This is a genomic window from Spartobacteria bacterium UBA695, from assembly GCA_002298145.1.
In the GTDB taxonomy this organism is placed as follows: domain Bacteria; phylum Verrucomicrobiota; class Verrucomicrobiia; order Chthoniobacterales; family Chthoniobacteraceae; genus UBA695.
In genome coordinates this window covers 103,964-124,224 of record DBMP01000017.1, presented here as the reverse complement: position 1 = coordinate 124,224, position 20,261 = coordinate 103,964, and the positions used below count along the sequence as shown (strand labels likewise).

16 protein-coding genes are annotated in these 20,261 nt (G+C 55.7%); 6 read left to right on the top strand and 10 right to left on the bottom strand.

All coding sequences use genetic code 11. From position 1 onward, the window contains the following. The first annotated feature begins 158 nt into the window (after positions 1–158). Together B2828_RS11400 and B2828_RS11395 are read left to right on the top strand one after the other, a co-directional pair. Positions 159–1,892: a right-handed parallel beta-helix repeat-containing protein gene (locus B2828_RS11400; RefSeq protein ID WP_479633867.1), complete on the top strand. Its 1,734-nt coding sequence runs from the start codon at positions 159–161 to the stop codon at positions 1,890–1,892. Beyond that, positions 1,889–2,644 carry a GDSL-type esterase/lipase family protein gene (locus B2828_RS11395; RefSeq protein ID WP_479633866.1) on the top strand — a complete coding sequence of 252 codons (756 nt, stop codon included), beginning with the start codon at positions 1,889–1,891 and terminating at the stop codon, positions 2,642–2,644. The genes B2828_RS11400 and B2828_RS11395 overlap by 4 nt, the downstream gene beginning before the upstream one ends. An 11-nt stretch (positions 2,645–2,655) precedes the next feature. On the opposite strand, the gene B2828_RS11390 is transcribed toward B2828_RS11395, so the two are convergent. Beyond that, entirely contained in the window at positions 2,656–3,702 is a 1,047-nt protein-coding gene (locus tag B2828_RS11390) for a LacI family DNA-binding transcriptional regulator (protein WP_479633893.1), read from the bottom strand. Between the two features lie 95 nt (positions 3,703–3,797). Here B2828_RS11390 and B2828_RS11385 point away from each other — a divergent pair, with 95 nt between their 5' ends. Next, positions 3,798–3,968 (top strand): hypothetical protein, encoded by a 171-nt coding sequence (locus B2828_RS11385; RefSeq protein ID WP_479633865.1) that lies wholly within the window; start codon positions 3,798–3,800, stop codon positions 3,966–3,968. Positions 3,969–4,691: 723 nt separating this feature from the next. Here B2828_RS11385 and B2828_RS11380 read toward each other — a convergent pair. After that, the gene (locus tag B2828_RS11380; protein ID WP_479633864.1) at positions 4,692–4,862 is read right to left on the bottom strand and encodes a helix-turn-helix domain-containing protein; all 171 of its coding nucleotides are present in this window, start codon (positions 4,860–4,862) and stop codon (positions 4,692–4,694) included. Between the two features lie 148 nt (positions 4,863–5,010). Between B2828_RS11380 and B2828_RS11375 the strand changes: the two genes are divergently transcribed. The 3 genes from B2828_RS11375 (at position 5,011) to B2828_RS11365 (ending at position 8,016) form a co-directional block, all read left to right on the top strand. Beyond that, complete coding sequence (locus B2828_RS11375) at positions 5,011–5,817, top strand: MFS transporter (protein ID WP_479633863.1); 807 nt, start codon at positions 5,011–5,013, stop codon at positions 5,815–5,817. 145 nt (positions 5,818–5,962) lie between these two features. Beyond that, the gene (locus tag B2828_RS11370; protein ID WP_479633862.1) at positions 5,963–7,351 is read left to right on the top strand and encodes a hypothetical protein; all 1,389 of its coding nucleotides are present in this window, start codon (positions 5,963–5,965) and stop codon (positions 7,349–7,351) included. Beyond that, on the top strand, positions 7,348–8,016 hold the full coding sequence (locus B2828_RS11365; protein ID WP_479633861.1) for a hypothetical protein: 669 nt from the start codon (positions 7,348–7,350) through the stop codon (positions 8,014–8,016). The genes B2828_RS11370 and B2828_RS11365 overlap by 4 nt, the downstream gene beginning before the upstream one ends. 192 nt (positions 8,017–8,208) lie before the next feature. Here B2828_RS11365 and B2828_RS11360 read toward each other — a convergent pair whose 3' ends face one another. From B2828_RS11360 to B2828_RS11325, 8 genes are all read right to left on the bottom strand, one after another. After that, a complete protein-coding gene (locus B2828_RS11360; protein ID WP_479633860.1) occupies positions 8,209–8,883 on the bottom strand; it encodes a hypothetical protein in 675 nt (224 codons plus the stop codon). A 9-nt stretch (positions 8,884–8,892) separates the two neighbouring features. Continuing rightward, on the bottom strand, positions 8,893–12,855 hold the full coding sequence (locus B2828_RS11355) for a hypothetical protein (RefSeq protein WP_479633859.1): 3,963 nt from the start codon (positions 12,853–12,855) through the stop codon (positions 8,893–8,895). An 8-nt stretch (positions 12,856–12,863) separates the two neighbouring features. After that, positions 12,864–13,736: a prepilin-type N-terminal cleavage/methylation domain-containing protein gene (locus tag B2828_RS11350; RefSeq protein ID WP_479633858.1), complete on the bottom strand. Its 873-nt coding sequence runs from the start codon at positions 13,734–13,736 to the stop codon at positions 12,864–12,866. A gap of 2 nt (positions 13,737–13,738) precedes the next feature. Further along, the gene (locus tag B2828_RS11345) at positions 13,739–14,251 is read right to left on the bottom strand and encodes a type IV pilus modification PilV family protein (RefSeq protein WP_479633857.1); all 513 of its coding nucleotides are present in this window, start codon (positions 14,249–14,251) and stop codon (positions 13,739–13,741) included. Then, positions 14,248–15,003 carry a pilus assembly FimT family protein gene (locus tag B2828_RS11340; protein WP_479633856.1) on the bottom strand — a complete coding sequence of 252 codons (756 nt, stop codon included), beginning with the start codon at positions 15,001–15,003 and terminating at the stop codon, positions 14,248–14,250. Before B2828_RS11340 ends, B2828_RS11345 begins: the two co-directional genes overlap by 4 nt. 326 nt (positions 15,004–15,329) lie before the next feature. Beyond that, entirely contained in the window at positions 15,330–16,766 is a 1,437-nt protein-coding gene (locus B2828_RS11335) for a sialate O-acetylesterase (RefSeq protein WP_479633855.1), read from the bottom strand. Beyond that, a complete protein-coding gene (locus tag B2828_RS11330) occupies positions 16,763–17,554 on the bottom strand; it encodes a carbohydrate-binding family 9-like protein (protein ID WP_479633854.1) in 792 nt (263 codons plus the stop codon). Before B2828_RS11330 ends, B2828_RS11335 begins: the two co-directional genes overlap by 4 nt. Positions 17,555–17,594: 40 nt before the next feature. Beyond that, the gene (locus tag B2828_RS11325; protein ID WP_479633853.1) at positions 17,595–20,135 is read right to left on the bottom strand and encodes a beta strand repeat-containing protein; all 2,541 of its coding nucleotides are present in this window, start codon (positions 20,133–20,135) and stop codon (positions 17,595–17,597) included. Positions 20,136–20,261 lie beyond the last annotated feature (126 nt).

Below are 20,261 nucleotides of genomic sequence, written 5' to 3'. Positions count from 1 at the left end.
GCCGCCGTTTTTCCCCCACTTTTCATCTCATGATCCATAGGTATTCCCCGCTGGCCGCTCTGTTTTGCGCCATGATGGGCTTTTTTCTTCCGACAAGCTGGCTAGCCCGGGCTGAAATCTCCGCCCCGTGCGACTACTCGAAAGCGCCTGTATTGGATTTGTCCCAGATCCTCGAAGAGGCTGTCGCGCATCACGAAGCCGTCATCCGCCTTCCCGCCGGTATTTATCGCATACCGCCCCGTGGCGTAGCACTTTGCGGGGCGAAGGGGTTGACCATTGAGGGGCCGGAAACCACCTTGGTTTTTACCCAGTTCAAGGATGCCGGCATGCGCTTTGCCGATTGCGACGGCATCACCGTCAAGGGGATCACCTTTGACTATGATCCGCTTCCGTTTACGCAAGGGACCATTGTCGCCACCTTCCCCGATCATTCCGCGGTCGATGTCGAGATCCAGGAAGGCTATCCGGATCTTGGGGAAGAACTCAATTCGTCGCGGATTCATTTATTTGACGGCCAAACCCGGGGGTGGAAGCGCGGAGCTGCCGAGGGAATCTATCGGAGCCTGCAACGGATCACTCCGCGCAAGGCCAAGGTTTTGCTGGACCCGTCCATGGTTGAAAAAGGCCAGGCGGCTCTTCTCAGGCCGGGGGACATGGCGGTTTTTTCCATGCGGCAGGCGCCGGCGCTTGATTTCTTCCGCACTCAAAACATCCGGCTGGAAGCCCTGCGGATTTTCTCGTCACCGGGCTTGGCCATGGTTATTCGAAACAGTGCCGGCGAAAATCAATTTTTGCGCTGCGTGGTCGAACGCGGCCCTCGGCCCGCCGGAGCCGCCGTTGCGCGATTGCTTTCCACCAACGCAGACGCCTTGAATTTTGCCTATTCCCGCAAGGGGCCGTTGATCGAAGGCTGCGAATTCAGTTTTATGGGCGACGACGGCATCAATCTGCACGGACCCGCCTTTCAAATCGTCCACGTAGAATCTCCCGATGTCATTTGGTGTCTACGTCGCACCACCTTGGATATTATCAGACCATACTATGACAATATTCTGCTTCCCGGTGACCCGGTCCGCATCCTTGCCGCTGATAATTACCGGATCAAGAATACCGTTGAAATTGCGAGGCTGGAAACCGATCTCACGCCGCCCTTTTCGCTCTCCCGTTCCGAAATCGTAAAAGCCGGCCCGCTTATAACTTATCCCCGGGAAAAATACCTCCGCATTACCCTTTCCTCCGATAGCGGAGCGGCGGCGGGCGACGTGATCGACTTTCCCTCCGCCAATTCCGCCGGCTACGTGGTCCGAAAAAACACAATCCATGATGTCCGCCCCCGCGCCATCCGAATCATGGCAGGCCATGGAATAATAGAGGATAACTATATTGCCAGGACCACCCAGTCGGGCATCAGCCTCGCTGCCCTGTATGCCTACTACCGGGAAGCGGGCTGGATCGATCACGTGACAGTGCGCGATAACGTTCTTGAAGATATTGGCCTCGGGGCCGCAATGAACCTGGGCCTATGCCCGACGCCCGGCGCCATCAGCGTATCGGCGGAAACGGCTCTCAACGCCCCGACCGGAACCCAAACCACCGGCAATCACCGCGATATTGATATCACGGGGAATTGGATCGAAGGGTGCACGGACGAAGGCATCGTGGTCAACGGATTGATCGGCGGCCGCATCTCCGGCAATTCCATTTCCCATTGCAACACAGCATATCCTAAAGCGCCCCTTGGCAGCGGAAAATTTTCGCGCGGGCATGCGATCACTGTGATAAATTCCTACGATGTAATAGTCAAAAACAATTTCATCTCCGGGGGCACTGAGAGTGATCCCGTGTTTATTGACAATCCGTCTCCCAACACCCCACCATTCCATTCCAAATGATTCGCACAACCCTCCTTGCGTCCGCCGCATTATTCCTAGCGTTTTCCGCTTCCGCGGATGTTTCTTCGCTGGTCTGGCGTGAGCCTTTGCTGACCCCTGAAATGAACGCAGCCGTCATTCCGTTCCCCCGGCAGGAGTGGATGGTTCGCGTCAAGGCCAACCTGGAAAGATCGCGGGAAAAACAGTTTGACCTGATCCTGGACGGAGACTCGATCACGGATTTCTGGCAGCGGCAGGGTGCGGACGTTTGGGCGTCAAGGTTTGGAAACCTAAGCACGTTTAATTTCGGCATCGCAGGGGACCGCACTCAGCAAGTTCTCTGGAGGCTTATGCAAGGCCAGGCCGAAGGGATCCGGCCCAAATTGATCGTGTTGATGATAGGCACAAATAACCTTAGTGCGAATACTGTTGAGCAGATCGCCGAAGGAGTGAAAGCGGTTGTCTCCGAATACCAAAAACGGTGTCCTGGCGCGGTGATTTTGCTTCAAGGCATCCTGCCTCGCGGGGAAAAGCCGTCCGATCCACTTCGGGCTAAAATCAATTCTATCAACCAAATCATCGCCGGTCTGAATGACGGGAAAAAAGTTGTTTATATTGATTTTGGAAATCGCCTTCTGGAACCTGATGGCACGCTCACCCGGGCGGTCATGCCGGATTTCCTTCATCCCTCGCCCAAGGGATATGAAATTTGGGCGGACGCTATTGCGCCGTTGATTGAACAATATGTGAGGGATGCGCCTTCGGCCCCGTAAATAGTGTCACCCTAGCGCCGTGGCGGAGCCGTTTCTCCGTCCACCCAAAATCCTGGCAAAAGAATAACCTGCGGATGGGTTGGCAAGCCGATTTCATTGCGGGTCAGGCACCCCGCGAGGAGTTCGATCGCGGTTTCGCCGACATGCGACGAGATCTGCTGGATTCCCGCATGGTGGGACCATCGGCCCTCCATTTGTTTGTCGAGTGTGGCATAGGCAAAATCCCCGGGAAAACAATAGCCGGAATTTTTGAGTAAATCGATTACGCTGATAACGTCAGGCCCGATGAGCACATCGGGCCGCCAGCGGGCGAACCAGGAAAGCAACTGCGGAGAATCCGTGGGATCCATCATGGGGGGCACGCGGTCTTTTTTAAGGTAATACCGCAGTTGGCAAGAGAGGAAACCCGCCGTCCAGTGGTTGCGCAACCGATTATCGAGCCACGATTCCATCACCAACCCCGGACGACGGTAGCCAAGGTTTTGCAAAGCATTCATGGCAGTATGCAGCGCCTGGATTTGATCGTGCATAACCCGGTGGGTTTGGGGAACGGGACAGGAAAAACCGATAGCCACACTGGCGAAATTCTCCCACGGCAAAGACTCAAACCCTTTTGAATTTCCAAATTGATCTTTTTGTGGAAGCACCAAAATTCCCCGCACTCCTCGACTTTTCAAAATGCTTCCCAACCGGGTTTCTGTCATATGGCTCGATACAACGTGGTATTCTACGGAGTACCCGAGATCCTTAGCTCGTTTCAGTGCCCCGACATACTGCTCCCAAAAAACTCCTGTCGCCCTTAGTTCCGTCAACGTCATTTTGCTGACAAAAGCGATGGTTTCCCGAATGTTGTTGATCCGCCCTTTGCGCAAATAGCCCATCAATTCCGAGACATGGGGGTCGGGCAAATATCCCATCTCTTTAGCCAAGGCGTGAATCCGTTCTCTCGTCCCCACGGAAACGCGCGGATGATTGCGGAGCGCCATGGAAACGGTCGCGATCGATACGTTCGCTTGGACGGCAATATCCCGCAGCGTTAGGATGTGACCCGGCCTCATAACTTTCATTGATTGTATCGGAGATCTAACGATTAAGCAATCAATAGATTGTTTACCAGGCCAGGCATTGTATTAATCCTGCAACAAGGGAGTGAATGGAAGAAGATGAGTGTAAATGGATCCCGCAAGAACAAACGGTGGCAAGAAGGCGGGCGACGGCGTTACTTTTGGAGGGAAAAATTATCAAGGTGTTTGGCATCGCTGATGTCCATGCCGCTGTATTTACACTTCCTCTTGCAGAGAGGTCGGGGCTTTACTTGGAGTAGAGCCCGATAACCGACTCTTTTGTAGGTTGGATAATCCCCAACCGACCACCGAACCTTGTCACGACAATTGACGGTAACGCAGCGAATTGGATGTTCGATACGGACGCTCCTCTTGGTAACTTACCATCAGGGCTACGCCAAGGGAGAATAACCGCCGCGAGGAACCGACCCGGAAAGCCGACGCAGCCAACAGTCGCGCCGGCTACAGGCACTACATCCACAGCGAGGCAACGCTTCCTTCAGAAACATTATCGCAGCTTGACTATATAACTCGTATTATCTTCTCGTATCTTGGGGGGATCGTTGCTGGTCGCATATCCAGTTTGTCCCGTCCCAATTGAGGGGGGACAAGTGCCAGTGAGCGATTTTTTTGATAAATTTTTGTAAGGACATTTTGCCCTGTTTGGGATTGAAAAGGGCCGATATTGGGCGATGATCCCTCTGTAAACGTGAAAATCCGGGAAGGCGGGGAGAAATTTGTAATCAGACGGTCGGCGGTTCGAGTTTGACTGCTGGCTCCGGTTTTACGTCGTTTGCGTTAAGCACCTTATGCGCACAGATTTTCTTGCGGTTTCGATGGTCCGAAAACGCCAGCGTATCACTTTTTAGGCTATAAGTGCTAAACTGATGTCGATCATTACAGAAGCCGTAAGTGCGAGTTCGGAGCCAGGGCGGACTAAGTCGGTAACAAACGGCACACGACGAAAGATTCAAAAAGCGCAATTACCCACGCGAAATACCAATTGCACTACGGCGAATGAAGTGATCGGGGGATAAGCCATAAACTCGCTTGAATGCGCGGGAGAATTGGAACGGACTTGAAGAATTGAGCTGTTCGGCGACTTCCTTGACCATGGAGCCCGAGCGGAGGAGCAGCTCAGCAGCCCGATTCATCTTAAGCCGCATTGTCCTCACCTTGTTTTGGACATTGTGGGATGTCTCTGGCGCCGCCGCCAACGCAGTGTTTGGAGGGCTCCTAAGCAATGTTGTCCCTCAATGTGTTATAGGGCGGTTTTTGGGTACGTTTCGCGCGGCAAGCCTAATGGCTGGCATCACATTTAACTATTGGATATTAGGGAAATCGGAAAACCATTACGTTGGAATTTTTATCGGCATCGGAACACTCTACGGTGTCGGCTTGATGCTGTTATGCTTGAAAGCAAAGGAAGGGGAATACCCTCCGGCCCCGATCTTCATTCCAGAAGAAAACAGAGGATCCCTCCTTGCAACCAAAACCTATTTTAAAGAGTGCTTTGGAAAACGCTATTACATTTTATACTATATAGCCATTGCCTTGGGCGCCACAGCTTCTGCCCCCATCAATCTATTTAGTGTATTTTTTGCCCAATCCATTGGGATGGATATGGATACTTATGGGAAATGCATTGCATTAACTTATATTTTATCTTTTGCGATGGCTTACCCGCTCGGCGTTCTAGCGGATCGATTCCATCCCCTGCGTCTCGCTTCTATTTTGATGGGACTTTATGCATTGGCCACACTCGCAGGTGGTCTATATTCAACGAACACTTGGTATTTTGGCGGTGCACTGGTTGCTCATGGTGTAATTAACGGCAGCTATCTTACCGCATCAGCTTCGATAGGTCAGAGATTACTGCCCAACACACGATTTGCCGAATTAAGTTCCGCTGGGGGCGTGCTGATTAACTTATCATCATTAGTATGTGCCCCGGTGATGGGCATATTCCTCGGATACACCGACCATGCATATCGGTACACATTTTTTGTAAGCTCGCTGATAGCCGTTTTAGCGCTGGGAGCATATCTTATCCTCTACAGGCAATTTATGGCCTTGGGAGGTCCCAACAAGTATGCCCCTCCTGAATAATCAGTCTCGCAATTTTGCGCATACTAATTCTGTAGCAACAATCGCTATATATGTTACACGACCATAGCTTGCGCTCGGATGGATATCGCCACTACCCCGGTTGAATCCCTGATTGCAGCCGGTCCGTATCAAGAGATTTCCCCTTATGAAACATCACCTTCCCCCACGCCTTTGGCTCGGCTTCGGTGCCATCCTCGCCCTCTCATTAACTTCCGCCCAAGGGGCCGTTTCCCTGCCATCTTTGATCTCCGATCATGCCGTTCTCCAGAAGTCCTCGAAAACCGTACTCCGGGTAAAAGCCGCTCCCGGAGAACACGTTACAGCAACCATCGCAGGCGTCCGAGGCGAGGCGACGGCAACCGATCCCGATGGAAAATGGCGCATCGAAGTAGATCTTTCCCAGGTCGGGCAAGTCCCCTTCGATCTCGTCATCGAAGGAACCAACAAAATCACCATCAGCGACGTAGCGGTCGGCGAAGTATGGCTGGCCTCAGGGCAATCAAACATGGAATTTCTTCTGAGCCGATCCATCGGAGCGGAAGAAGAAATTGCCGCGTCAGCCAACTTGCAGCTACGCCAATTTCGCGTTAACTATAACGCAGCCCCGACCGTGCAGGACGAATGCAAAGGGAAGTGGGTTTTGGCCGATCCCGCGACCGCGGGCAGCTTCACCGCAGTCGGCTATTACTTCGGCAAGACATTGCAACAAAGCCTTCAAACCCCGGTCGGCTTGATCCATAGCTCCTGGGGCGGCACGCCAGTCAAATCGTGGACTAGTGATGAGGCGTTGGAGAGCAACCCGGAGCTCAAGGCTGGGAAAGATCGAATCAACAAAGACGTGGATACCTACAACGCCGCCAAGCTAGCCTATGTGAGCGCATTCCATGAATGGGCAAAGCAATATGAACGCGCGGATAAACCGGCCGATCCCCCCGCCTTCGCCGCCCCAGGCATCCCGACCACCGACTGGCAACCGGTCGTCCTGCCCGGGAAATTCAGCGCCGCCGGGCTCCCCGACTCTGGAGCAGTCTGGATTCGGAAAACCGTTTCCATCCATGGCACAGACCGGAACGTCATTTCTCAGCTTGAACTGCAAACCCCCGAAGGCTTCGAAACCGTATATTACAATGGAAAACTAGTCAGCAGCGTGACACCCGACAATTTTGCGGGCATTGGGGCTCGTCACTACTGCTACCTCAAAGACCACGTCAAAGGCGACAACGTCATCGCCATCCGGATCTACAACCCCGTCGGCGGTGCGGGGTTGAGCGGCAATCCCGACCTCCTGACCTTTGACAAAATCCACCTCAAAGGAGAATGGCTCGCCAAAACGGAATACGCCTTGCCTCCCCTTTCTACCGACGCTCAGCAAACCGCCCCGCAACCCCCGAAATTCGTCCTACGGCCTCAGAACCGTCCCAGCACACTATACAACGGAATGATCGCCCCCCTCCTGCCGTACACCATCCAAGGCGCCATCTGGAAAACAACGTCGGCAGGGCCTGCCAGTACCAAGCCTCATTCCCCCTCATGATCATCGACTGGCGGCAACACTGGGGCCGGAACTTCCCCTTCTACTTCTGCCAGTTGGCCAGCTTCCAGGACAAAAAAACGCAACCGATCGAATGCGCATGGGCCGAATTGCGCGAAGCCCAGACCAAGACACTTTCCCTGCCCAATACCGGCGAGGCGATCCTCATTGACGTCGGCGAAACCGGCGATGTCCATCCTCGGAACAAAAAAGATCCCGGACAATGTCTGGCGGCCATCGCCCTGGCCAAAACCTACAACAAACCCGTTCCCTCCTCCGGTCCGGTTTGCGATTCTCAAAACATCGAAGACGGCAAAATCCGCCTTCACTTCCGGGAACTCAACGGGGGCCTCGTAGCCCGGCCCTTGGGAACAGAATACGTCGCCAGCTCGTTGAAAAAAGAGAATCCCTCGCTAGTCCGCAACAGCCCCGAGAGCCAGCTCGAAGGATTCGCCATCTGCGGCAAGGACATGAAATGGCAATGGGCCAACGCCAAGATCGAAGGCGACACCGTCGTCGTCTCCTCGCCCGCCGTCGCCAAGCCCGTGGCCGTCCGCTACGCCTGGGCCGACAGCCCCACCGCCAATCTCTACAACCAAGCTGGATTCCCCGCGGGCCCCTTCCGCACCGATTCCTTCCCAGGGGTTACAGAACAGGCAAAGTTCTAGCCATCCTCGATAGCCGACCGCGGTGTCGTGCTTGATAAGATCTGAGAAGAGCCCCAGCTGACACCGAAGGAAAAATCCATAAGCGTCTTGGCTGAAACCGAGCCCCTCATGAGAACCCATGAGGAGCTGGATGCCGCGTTCCAAAACATCCCCAAGATGTAGCTTCTATCCCGGGGTTAAGCACCGTCGGCTTTATGGTGGCGACGAATGGAGCTTAAGCTTTTGCAGTCCGGCTTTGTGCTTCTTTAGGATCGTAAGAATTTTCTCGGGAGGCGTCAGTTCCTGCGGGGGCGCGTTGAACGTATAGGTACAAGTCACTTCCTCATCCGAGTAGAGGAGAGGCCATTGCGTATCGGCCGATAGAACCGCCGTGGCTTTTCCCTGTCCTTTGGGCACCTCAAATAAATAGGCCGCCCTCCCCTGGTAGGGCTGAGCGCTCCGGAAGTGAGACGGCGAGACCCACTCCATCCCACCGAAGTCGCAAGTATTGTAATCATTGAACTCCGGGGAGGACTTCCCCGTTGAGGGAGTCTCAACAATGACCACGAACCCGCCTTTGACGATCTGCAATTGAGCGTCTTCAAAAATCCATTTTTCCCCGGTTTGCCCCGAAGCATGGGCGATCTGCTCGCGATAGGTCGTGCCCGCTTTCGTTACCGTGATGCTTTGCACGGGATCTGGATCGGTTCTGCGATGCTGTGCCGTTCCCGCGTTACTATATTTAAACGAGATCGTCCACGAAGCCAGCTCCGGAGCCCTTTGCAAAGTGGGGGTCTTGATTGGCGGCAACGGCGCGTTCTGGGCGGCGACAGTGGAGATCGCCAAGGCAATGCCGCAGACGGCGAGAACTAAATAAGGCCATTTCATAAAGCGTCATTATTCGGAAACCGGCTCCACCTGCGTTTCCAGCACCTCGCCGGTGTAGCGGTCGATAGCCACGTGCACCCAGTAGCGGGTTTCACCTTCGACCGTAAATTGATCCAACGGGTTCGTGGCATTTTTAGCGGTGGGCAAATAGCGTCCCGTTTGGGCCACCAGGTCAATCATGAGGTTCCACGTGCGCGTATTCCCGGAGTCCGCCAGCGCCCGCATCGCGCACTCGGCCCGGCGCTTGATGGACTTGTCGGAGACGCTGGAGAAGGTCGTCGAGCCCGTCCCTGTCAGCACGGAAGCAAAGCCGGAATAAGATTGCGCGCCGGAAATAGCAATGGCCCCGGCGTTCCCCGACAAGGTAAGCGAGGAACCAAAGGTGACGCTGGAAATATACTTTCCAACCAGTTCGCTTCGGTTGCGCAACGGCCCCTTGAGTAATACTCCTGCAGTGCCGGAGGTCACATTGCCCGTCCACTTGACTAGTTCGTTGGCAATCGCCCCCGCATCAGTCCCGCTGAGAATCCCCCCCTCTGCCTTTGAGACCCCCTGAAGGAGCGCCTGAATCACCTTGGGCTGGCGGGTATTCAGGTTAACCCGGCCCGCCACCAACATGCTGGAAGGCGCGGTGCCCAGATCGTTGACGCAGAAGGCATCGAGCAACGCCGCGTCTCCGCTCTCCGGGGAAAAGAAATCCAGTTCTTTCCAAGCCACGCCCCGGAATGCGTAGCCCATCTCCGCCACGGATCGGAACGGGCGGTTCAGAATCACCGGGCGGCTGCTGTAATCCGCGTTGGCCGTATACAGCGGCAGCCCGTTGGTTCCCGAGAAATTCCAGCCCGAGGCGCGCCGGAAAACCATATCCGGGTCCGTGTAAAAAAATTTCTCGCCGGGTGAGGTGGCGGTACTGGGGCCAGCGTTGGGGTTGGGATCGGGGTTCGCGGTTGATCTTTTGGGTAGGTTGACCATCAGATCACCAAGATTATAGGAGGAGGAGATGACCCATCCCGGAGCGGCGGGTCCACCCGAGGCGTTAGAGACCCCCCGATAGGAAGAGTCCACATTCGGCATCAGCGTGATGCTCTGGGGAAGATAAAAGCCAGGTAAAACCTTGCCTACTACGGTGAAAGCAAATGGCGAACTCAATTTAAACCCGAGTTTACTTAAATCCTTCGTGGGGTAAACATAGGCGCCAAAAAGCCCCCACCGGCTCGTGCGTGGATCGGCCCGGAAGCATGCCCGAAAGCCCCGCGAACTGGGGGTGGAATCAGGGTTGTTCTCATCCACAAAGCTGGTGCGGGAAGTACTATTGTATACTTGCTCAATCTCGTCATACGTCTGCCAATTTCCCGATGCATCCTTGTATTGCAGGGTGAGCATCAAATTCTGATAAATCGTTCCGAGGTAGGAACAGCCTTGGGCGACGCCATTGACGGTACCCGTGCCGCCGGTCCACGCCTTTCCGCAGTAAAACCCGATCACTTGGCTGCCCCCTTCGGCCGCTGCAAGGGTGGAGTCAAAAGAAATGTTCATCGGCTGGGCCATCTTGTCGGAGGAGTAACCCCGCGGACTGAGGTCCGTTGGAGAACCGTTGAGACACAACCGGATCGGCTCGCGATAGGAGGTTCCCGAGGTGAAGGTCAGAATACTCGTGTCCGGGTCCACGAAAGCCCCCGGAGTCATTATTTTATCCCCCGAGCTTGTGGTCACTTGGATCCAGCTGCTTGGGGCGGTGTCTTTATACGGGTAGGTCCCCGTAGCGGCGGTCGTCCCGCTCCACCAGGCCGGGGCTACCTGGGTGAAAACCGCTATGCCCCCCGCTCCCAATCCGGCAGACCCGCTGGCCGCCACCCGGAACTGGGTCGGCGCACCAAGGGGAGACGTGCTGGTATCAGGCGCGTGCGGGTTCCAGATAATCGGCTGAACCATGGCGGCCGTTTCATAGACTCCGTTGTCAGGCGAACTGACCGTGCCGGTGGTCTTCGTCGTGCCCGAGGTCGTGGTTATAGTAACCGTGTCAGGGTAATCCACCCCCTTTGTCAACGCCCTCTGGCGGTACCACATTTGCTGCCATCCAGCGAGATAGGGTAAGTTCTCCACGCCGTAAAGATCCCATCCGTTGAAGGAGAGATGCGTGGGATAGCTATCGAGGTCGAATTGGTCAATCAGGTTGGCCGCGATCTGCATGATCTGGTAATGGATCATGCCATCGATTAAGGCTCCGGTTAAGTAATGAGGCGAAAGCTGGGTATCGAGACCTCCGTTTTGCTTGCCCAGCGAGTCGCAATGAATCACGGCCTTGAGCGTTTCAAAGAAATCCGGTTCGCGGTCGGATGGAACCTCCGACAGCTGGAAGATGCGCGCCGGATCGCCATGGTCGTAAGTCCATTGTCCACTCGTCCATGTAAGACCAAAATATTTGTTTATATTATCAGCCGTTCCTTTTGCCAGGAACTGGTAGACCGGGTCGGTTGAGTCCCCGGGGGTTCCTCCAAGCTTTGCGATCATCTGCTGCACGATGGAATCACTGAGGTTGTCGGCGCTAGGCCCTTTGTAGGTCAGCCAAGCCAGACGGTTAAGCGGGAAGCGCCGTTTGAGCACCGGATCACCGTTCGCATCCCTGACCTTCAACAGCACCGGGTTGATGGCATCCTGTTTTGCCCCGGTCGGATCGTAAGTGTCGTTCCCGTTCCCGTCGTTGGTCGCGGGAACGTTATCGCGAACGTGCCGGGTATTCTTGGGGCGGTTCGGATCTGGCACGAAGGAGGGCTGTTCCAAGTCCCGGGAAAACGTGCCCAGATACTGAAGGGAATTCTGCACGGAAGCCAGGGCATTCGAACTCGATACGCTGGAGTCGCTAAAAAATTTGATCAGCGTCTGACGGCTTGGAAAAATCCGATCGCTCTGCCCCGAATTCAACGTCCGGTTCCCGGTGGTCATGAACCCAGTAGTATTGGAGAGCAGATAATTATAGTAGTTACTGCCCGACGTAGCGTCGAAGCTGAAGGAGCCATGGAGGGAACCGGACGGAGTGGCCGAAGCATAGTTGCGCCACCCGACCAGCGCGTCGATCTGCGCAGCCCCCAACCCCGTCACAGTGAGGTCGGCAAGGGCCAGCGAACCTTTGTTGGCATAGATGTCAGTCCCCGTGATGGACGGGTAGCCCGCAACATTCGCATCCAACAATCCGCCCTCGTCGTAGATCGCATAGGCGTACCGGCCAACCACCGAAGCCGAGTTGGTGGACGAGTAAACCATATTGGTGCTCCACGTTTTGGGATTTGACCCATCCCGTGCAATCAAAATCCAGTCGGGCGGAAGAAACACATTGCTCCCGCCCGTGGTGACCGGGGTAAAATCCGTACTGCTGTTTGGGTCCTTTTTGGGCAATAACAGCGCCTTGTTCCAGCGCGCCAGGGAAATCGAACGGCCGTTTTGCGACGTGCCGGTCGTGGAAGATCCCGCAGCCCGGTTGGCCGCCGTGTAGGCAACGGTAGAGGTAGGGGTTCCCGTGGTGCTCACCGCGAGCGTATTGCTGGACAAGTTATAATTCGATCCGGAAAAAAAACTCTGCGCATAGGCGCTCCGCTTCACCAAGTTAGGAGCAAACGAATTACCGGTGACAGCAGAAGTGCCCGAGAGCGCCAGGCAGGGAACGACCGTTATTGGAGAGGTGGGTATCGTGATCGTCGCCACGCGAGTCCCAGTGGTAAGGCTCACCGTCGTGGTAATGGAACCCGCGGCAATCTCCTGTTGAAAATCGCTGATAATGCTATCCAACGCGCCGAAGGCAAGGCTAGCAACCTTGGTCTGGTTGGCACTGCTATAGGCAACCTGACGCTCGTTCAATGCCCGGGAAAAAAACGCCATCACCAACGTCGTCAGCAAAATGATAAATGCCAGAACAATGATCAGAGCCGCGCCACCGGAGCGCCGGAAACCAGGGGAGGAGTAGGAGTGGGATCTCATGGCCGGGCCTATTTTTTGAGGTAGAAATAACGCTGATAAATACGCACCTGAGAAGCCGCCGCCACAGGAATTCCGCACTTTTGAGCAAAGTCTTTGGAGCTCACGGCGCTTTGCCATACCGAAGCCATGGTCTTTGGCGGGCTGGAAGTCAGATTGGCGTCCGAAACGTCTTCCAGCACACTTACCAGGGTGTTGGAGGTGGGGACCATTTTCTGGCTGGACGAGTCGAGAATCGCAATGCCCACCACAATCGCGGACACGTTGGAAAGCTTGCTGAATTGCGTCGTCAACGTGCCGCTTTTGAGCAGGAAGGCAAATTCCATGCGGTAGACCTGATCGCCAATCACATGGAAATCGGCATCGGTGGAATCGTCGTTCACGGTGTCCGGCCACCCCCCCTTTAGCGTACTCGCGGAGTTAACCGTAGTGCCGGATGAATAGGTAAGGAACACCACTGAACCCGGGGCCGAAGTGCCAACGGCTTCCCCATCCCAGGTAAGCGCTTTCCCGAGCCGCTCCAGCTTGAGCGAATTGACGCGGTAGCCTACCAGGGAGATCGGGCTCTGGTTACTGGTGCCGGTAAAATAGCCGGGGACTTCGCTGTAAAAGTAGCAGGAATCGTTACCCGCCTGGATGTTAAAGACGCAATCGACATCGTTCCGCTTCAACATCCGGGAAAAATCGTGCTCCATGCGGTCGAAAATCTGGCGCGCCTGACTATTGGCATCCAGATGCTTTCGGCTATTGGTCGTAGTGGAGGTGGTGCTGCTCGTCAGCTGCGCCGCCATCACCACCAGGAGAGCGGTCACGGCAATGGCCACCAAAATCTCGATGAGCGTAAATCCGCTGGCGGCATGCTTCCTGGGGGATTGGGCAGGCATCCTCAGTTCCGGTTAAATGCGCTAACCAACTCATATGATCCCGCATAGTGGCTCGGCAAAGCGCTGGCCGCTTTGTCCGCCGAGGCAGGCCAGGTAATGAGAATCCGCACCTTCGTCGCATCTTTTTGGGAAGAGTCATCCGCAGTGGAAAAAAATAGCGTCGCCCGGAAATAGGGAGAAAGACCTGGGGCCGCACTCAGCGTGGCATCGCTGTCAACCGCGCCTACAGGCGTGCCGTCATCGCTAAAGAAAACCGTGTGCCTGGGGCTCCCGGTGTACGGGACGGGGATGCTCATCAAGGGCGATTTCTGCTCACTGGCGGGCTTGGTCACCGGAGTCGATTGCAAATCGGCCAGGATCACCCGGCCCAAGCTGGCCGCGGATGTCTGCGAAATAGAGGACTGATTATTGGTAATCCCAATGGGCAACAATCCGAGCAGCGAAGTGAGCGAGACCACCGCGACCCCCATCGCGATGGTCACCTCAACCAAAGAGAATCCGTGTTCTTTTTTCATGGCCGATAGATGCGCGTGACTCCAGTTAAAGTGTCGATTTGAATGGCTCCGGCATTGGCATTGGCCGCAATGTGATTGCCCTGCGACTGCACCAGGCCAATCTCAATCCACCGGGAAATCGTGCTGCCATTGGTTGGGAGGGTGATTCGCACCACCCCTTGCGGATCGAACTGAATGACTTTATCGAAGCGGTATTGATACCCCCCGCTCAGTGACGAACCGAGGGGCCAGGCAAACGGTGTCTGCGAAACACAGGCACTATTGCCCAAAACGTACGTGGCATCAACAGACGGCCTGACCATCGCCCCCGAGGAAGCGACAGAACCGGAAAGATGCACATTTTCCAACCGCCGCAGTTTATAAATCCCCACAAGATGCAGGCCCGTATATTCAGGCTTGGAAGCGTCGGCGTAATTGGCCAGCCAGTCGGAGCCCTGACCCGCCGTCGCATCCAAATAGTGCTTGGCACCATCCTTTGAAGCAACAACGGCAAGGGCTACACGACCATAGGGCGAAGCCCCCGTGGTAACCTGAGGCACGGCAGCCGCGTTTACCGAAGCATCCGCCTCCGCTATCCCGACAAATACATAAGTGTTGTTCGCCATGGCATAGGCACGAGCCTGTTCCAGTGTCGCCGAGATCTCGTAACACGCCTGAGTCAGGTTACCCGCACCATTGACGGAATGGACCACAGGAACGATCAATGCCCCCATCGCCATCATGATCAAAATGACCACCAGTAGTTCCACCATGCTAAACGCCCCCCTACCCCGTGCCATGGCATCCGATGCAAGGTCTGCGTCGGGCCAAAGACAAACAGGAATAACGGCCATTCTTTGCTGTGAACGAATGTTCATTAGGGGAGATACGAACTAGGGCAATGTATCAAGCCGCCGGGAGGAATTCCATGGAACAAACACCCAACTAGTTGATATTTTCGACCATAGGAGCCGCCTGAATTCCGATAAAAATATCTCAGCAGCAAGACAGCCCCGAGGAAACGTACCAACAGAAGTTCGCACCCACCGCAAGGCGTACGGAATGCCCCGGCTCATCTCCGCAACTAAGACGGATAATGCTATAGTTTTTCACCTTCGCTGAAACGAAAGGGAACAGCAGGCAAACCTGCGGGAGAATAGAGCGTAACGGCTTCGGGCGAGTTAGCCCATAGATAACGGACCGCCTTGGGCTGGGAAACACTCGTATTCGAGAGCTTCACCGACCGGCCTTCAACCGCCGCTGTGGCAGGATAAAAATGTTTGTCGGTTCCGGCGATTTCAAAGCCTTGAACCGAGGCGCCCCGCACGACCAGGTTGCCCTTGAACCCGTCAAAATCGACCACTGCGGTTTGGCCTTGGAATTTGACGGCGCTTGGATTCGGGCTCGTACCCTCCACATCCTTTTTATAGATGGACTGCAAAGCCGCCACGCCAACACGCCGCCCCACCTCAGCCTTATTGGGAGGATGAATCGTCGTGGCGGAACCTTGGTCAATCGTCACCACGAGCGGCAAGCCGAGATCCTTGGCCGCCAACCGCTGGGCCTCCTGCACTCGCATCCAGCCATCGTCCTTGGGCAGGCCAAAGTTAGGCAGTTGAACAATGACAAAAGGAAGCTGCGGCTGCCCGAAGACTCCGCGCCACGACTGGACGAGCGTTTTGAGCACAGGCCGGTAATCTCTCGGCGAACGCGAATTGGCTTCCCCCTGGTACCAGACCACGCCTGCAAACTTGGCATAGCGCATCGGGTGAATAATCCCATTGTACAACACACTCGCCCCCGCCTTCATGATGTTCGCCTTGGCCGTCGGGTTCGCTTCGCTTTCAGCGCGAGCCTTTGCGGCCTCGGCAATCAGCGGGTTGTCGGGAATGGCGGCCTTCAAGTCCGCATCCCGAGTCCATTGCTCCGCCTGGGTCCCCCCAACGCTCCCTTGGACAATCCCCACGGTCACTCCAATGGCAGGCTGAAGCGTGCGGGCAAAGTGATAGCCCACGGCCGAAAAAAAGCCCGCGCGAGGACTATCCAAAAGCATCCACTGAAGCCCACGGGAATATTTTTCCGCAGGCGTAAACGAGAAATCCCCCGGGAGTTTGCAGATGCGAATCGCCGGAAACGCACCAGCGGTTTTTGCCGCGGGCCATTCCGTGGTCGATTGCAGGGCCAACACCATATTGGACTGGCCGGAAACCAGCCAAACATCCCCCACCATCAGATCCTTGAAGCCTGCTTTCTCCGAACCACTGTCAACTTTCAGCTCAAACGGACCCGATGCAGGCAACGGGCCAAGCATGACCTTCCACTTTCCATCGGGCTCGGCCTTTCCTGATGCTTTTTGGCTCGAAAGACTTACCTGAACCTCGGCACCGGGAGTCGCCGTTCCCCACACGCAAATGGGCTGGTCCCGTTGCAAGACCATGTGGTCGCCATAATAACTAGCCACGCTCAGCTCCGCAAAAAGGGAGGCGGGAAGGAATCCCAGGAACAAGGAGAGGATTTTCGAGATTCGATGGATCATGGTTTTTTGAGTTCTAGATAGCCCATTGCCAATGGAGAAAGATGGGCATGCCCCGGCAAAACAGAAGCCCAATACTGGTAGCGCGGTTCGCGGTTGGGCTCCTCCTTTGCCAAGCTCCAATCATTCCTTGCGAGATTCATCCTCACGATACCCGGTTCCAAATCGGCCCCGCCCCGGCGACGATTAACAAATGAGGAGGGGAGAAACATCTCCACAGTCCAAAGGCCTGCCTGCCGGTCCAGGTTACAGACTATTTTAGATCCTTCCGGCGGATCCACATCGTAGCGCCAAAGCTCGCTAACGCGGAATTCTTCTGTAATACGCTGCTCGGCGGTCAGCCGCGGCGGAGCGGTCAGGACGTGGTTACGGAAATAAGTCTGCCCGGCGGGATCAACCTGGATTTCCCAAAATTGACGGTGGTCGCCCATCACATCCAGGAAAAGCTCCACGCAATCCTCCTGGTAAAGGGCCTCCCCTTTTGGCGAATGCCCAAAGACCGGGGTCGACTCCTTGACCACAAACGCCACGTAGATTCCTTTTTCAGTCCACAGGAACCGGGCTTCCGTAGCCTCACCTTGCGCGCCAGGGGAAAGCGGAAAATAGAACGGCTGGGCATCCTTCCATTCGCCATTGCTTAAAACTCCATCAACAACTGGTTCCACCGTAGCGTGGAAAGCCACCCCATGCGGAGGCGGACTTCCGTCGTAGGTCACCTCGCCCTCACCGTAAAGAGGACCCTTTATCGCCAGCAGCAGGAGCGCTCCACCACAAATAAAAGATCTCATCATGATGTCGGTGTAAAAACGCGCTCTGCCGAAACGGCCCCCATTACCGAGCCAGGCAACGGCGGCGCAGGCGCTGGCCGCAAACCAGCAGGCCCAGCCCACCCGCGAACATCGCCCAGGCGCTCGGTTCAGGAACCACCGTCAGCGTCACGTCGTTAAATTGACTATCGCTCCCCACGTTGGAAGTGAAGCTCAAAAGGTATTCCGTGCTGCCTACCGTGAACTTATAGTCAGAGTTCGAAGTCAGCGTGTAGGTGGAGCCGTTCGTGATGATCGAGGCGAAATACCCCTTCGTCGTTCCCGTTCCGGTGTTGTTGATGAGAATAACCTCGCTGCCCATCGTCAAGCCGCCCAGCGTGGTCAGGTCCAGCGTACCGGCCAGGGAGACGTTTCCGCTGACTTTGACTTGGTCATAAGACGTTCCCGCCACCAGTCCGCTCACTTCCGCCACCAACTTGGAGGCGGAGTCCATCGAGAAATTACCGTCAACAGTTGTGATCCCCGCGCTATTGCCGGGGGCGAGAGTGCCGCTGGTCAGTGCAAGGTTGCCCGTCACCTCACCGGTGCCCTTCATCAAGCCGCCGTTGACATTGACGCTCCCGTCGACCTTGCCGTTATTGTTCAACGTAGCCCCCACGGAGACCGTAAGCGCGCTGGAAGACTGGGTGGTGCCGGTCAACGTGGTGGAGCCGCTGGCGATCGTAACGCCACTGGCGATATTGTAACCGCTCAGCGTGCTGGAACCATTGAGCGTGGTCGCGCCGAGATGCAGGCCGCTGCCGTTACCGCTAATGGTGGCACTGGTCGTGGTGACCGCGCCGGAAACTGTTCCGCTGCCCGAAAGGGTGGCCCCGCTATTGACGTAAACCGCACTGGACGCGCCAATCCACCCATTAACTGCCAGCGTACCGCCAGCAACCGTCGTCGCACCGGTGTAGCTATTGCTGCCAGTGAGGGTCAGCGTGTTGCTCCCGAGCTTGGTAATACCAAGCGCATTGGCACCACTATAGGCATTGGTGATATTGCTGGCATAAGTGAAGTTCCCGCCGCTCGCATTAGTAGTATCGATGCCCAAAATGGAACCGTTGCTAAAACCGCTCGCTGAAGTGCCAAGCGCTTTGAGGGTATCAAGATCAGCAGAAGTAAACTCCCCGCTCCCCCCCACATTCACGGCGAGGGTCGCCCCGGAATCGACTTCAATTTTGCTGCTAGTCCACAACGCAGAACTGCCACTGTAGAGCGAGGTCTGTTTGGCAAACTGGAGTGTCCCGGCGCTAATCGTCGTCTTGCCGGTATAGGCATTGGAACCTGAAAGCACCAACGTACCGTTGCCCGCCTTGCTCAGGGTTTTGCCGCTGGCGGTTTCGGAGATATTCCCCCCCACCGTAAGCGAAGAGGCGCTCACCGTAAGAGTAAGATTGTTCATCGCCACCGCACCGGTGCCCAGGTTGAGGTTACTTGAACCGGCAAACGCAACCGAACCGCTTATGGAAATCGCGTTATTGGTGGAAAGCGTCAGCGCACTTCCCGCAAGGTTATCAAACGTGCCTCCAGTAATGGCCAAAGCCCCCGTTCCTAATGCCGCCGCATTTTTAATTCCCAATGTAGCCCCTGCAACAAGAGTCAAGCCACCGGAATAGGTGTTCGCTCCCGAAAGGATCCAGGTTCCGGCGGAGATCTTCACCGCCGTGGTGCCGCCGCCAGCACCATCGCTGATTTTCCCCTGGAATTCACTATTGGTAGCTCCGCCCGTAAGGGTCAGGGTCTTTGCGCCGCTGGCGGGAGCGATCAAATCCCCCGTCAGAATCAGCGCTCCCGTGGCAGCTGAAGTATCAATCGTGCCTCCCGTCGAATTATTCAGGCTGATGACCTTGCTGGCCGATTCCCCCGCGCCGGTATATTTGAGCGTACCGCCGCCACTGGCACCACCAGTAATAATAATCGTTGAACCCGCGCCCAAGTTGCTGCTCGCACCGACATTGCCAATGCTCGATACGCTGACAACGGAGTTCGTGGCGATAATTTCAACGTTGCTCGTGAACGTGTTGTTCCCCGTCAGCTTGATAAGACCCGATGCGTTGCTGCTGTTTAGGCTCAGTACCGAGGTGGAGGCGCCACCCGAAATCACCCCGTTGATTACCAGAGTACCACCTGAAGTTTGTTGAAAGGTTTGAGTCGTCCCCGCCGCCGCGCCAAGAACCAGCGCGGCATCAATCGTATTGGCCCCGCTGGTGTTGGCTGAGCGAATCGCGGAAGTGGAACCAATTCCGGTACCCGTCAAAGTCAGCGCCACCGTATTGCCGGAACTGCTAGTCAAATCATATCCGGAAGCAGCGGCGGTGGAGAAATAAATCGACGCCAACGAAAGCGCCGAGCTCAGGTTGGGCTGGGTGGTCGCCGCGGCATTGAACACCAGCGTCCCCCCGGTGGCAACCCCGCCTGAAGTCGAACTGCTCCAGCTCGTTGACGTGTTGACATCCGTTCCCGTGTTATTCCAAGTAAAGATCGCGGCCTGGGCCTGCCCGCTCACCAATAGAGCTGCAGCCAACGCACAAAACGTCTCTGGCTGGAGTCCGCGCGGCATCCTTAAGCCTTTTCGATTTTTAACATCAGTCCGTTTTCCAAGAGAGAGTGAGGAAGGGGTGTTGCTTTGCATAAGAAGGGGTAGGTTGCAGGGTGTTTTGACAAATGACTTCAGGTCGCGAAGGCA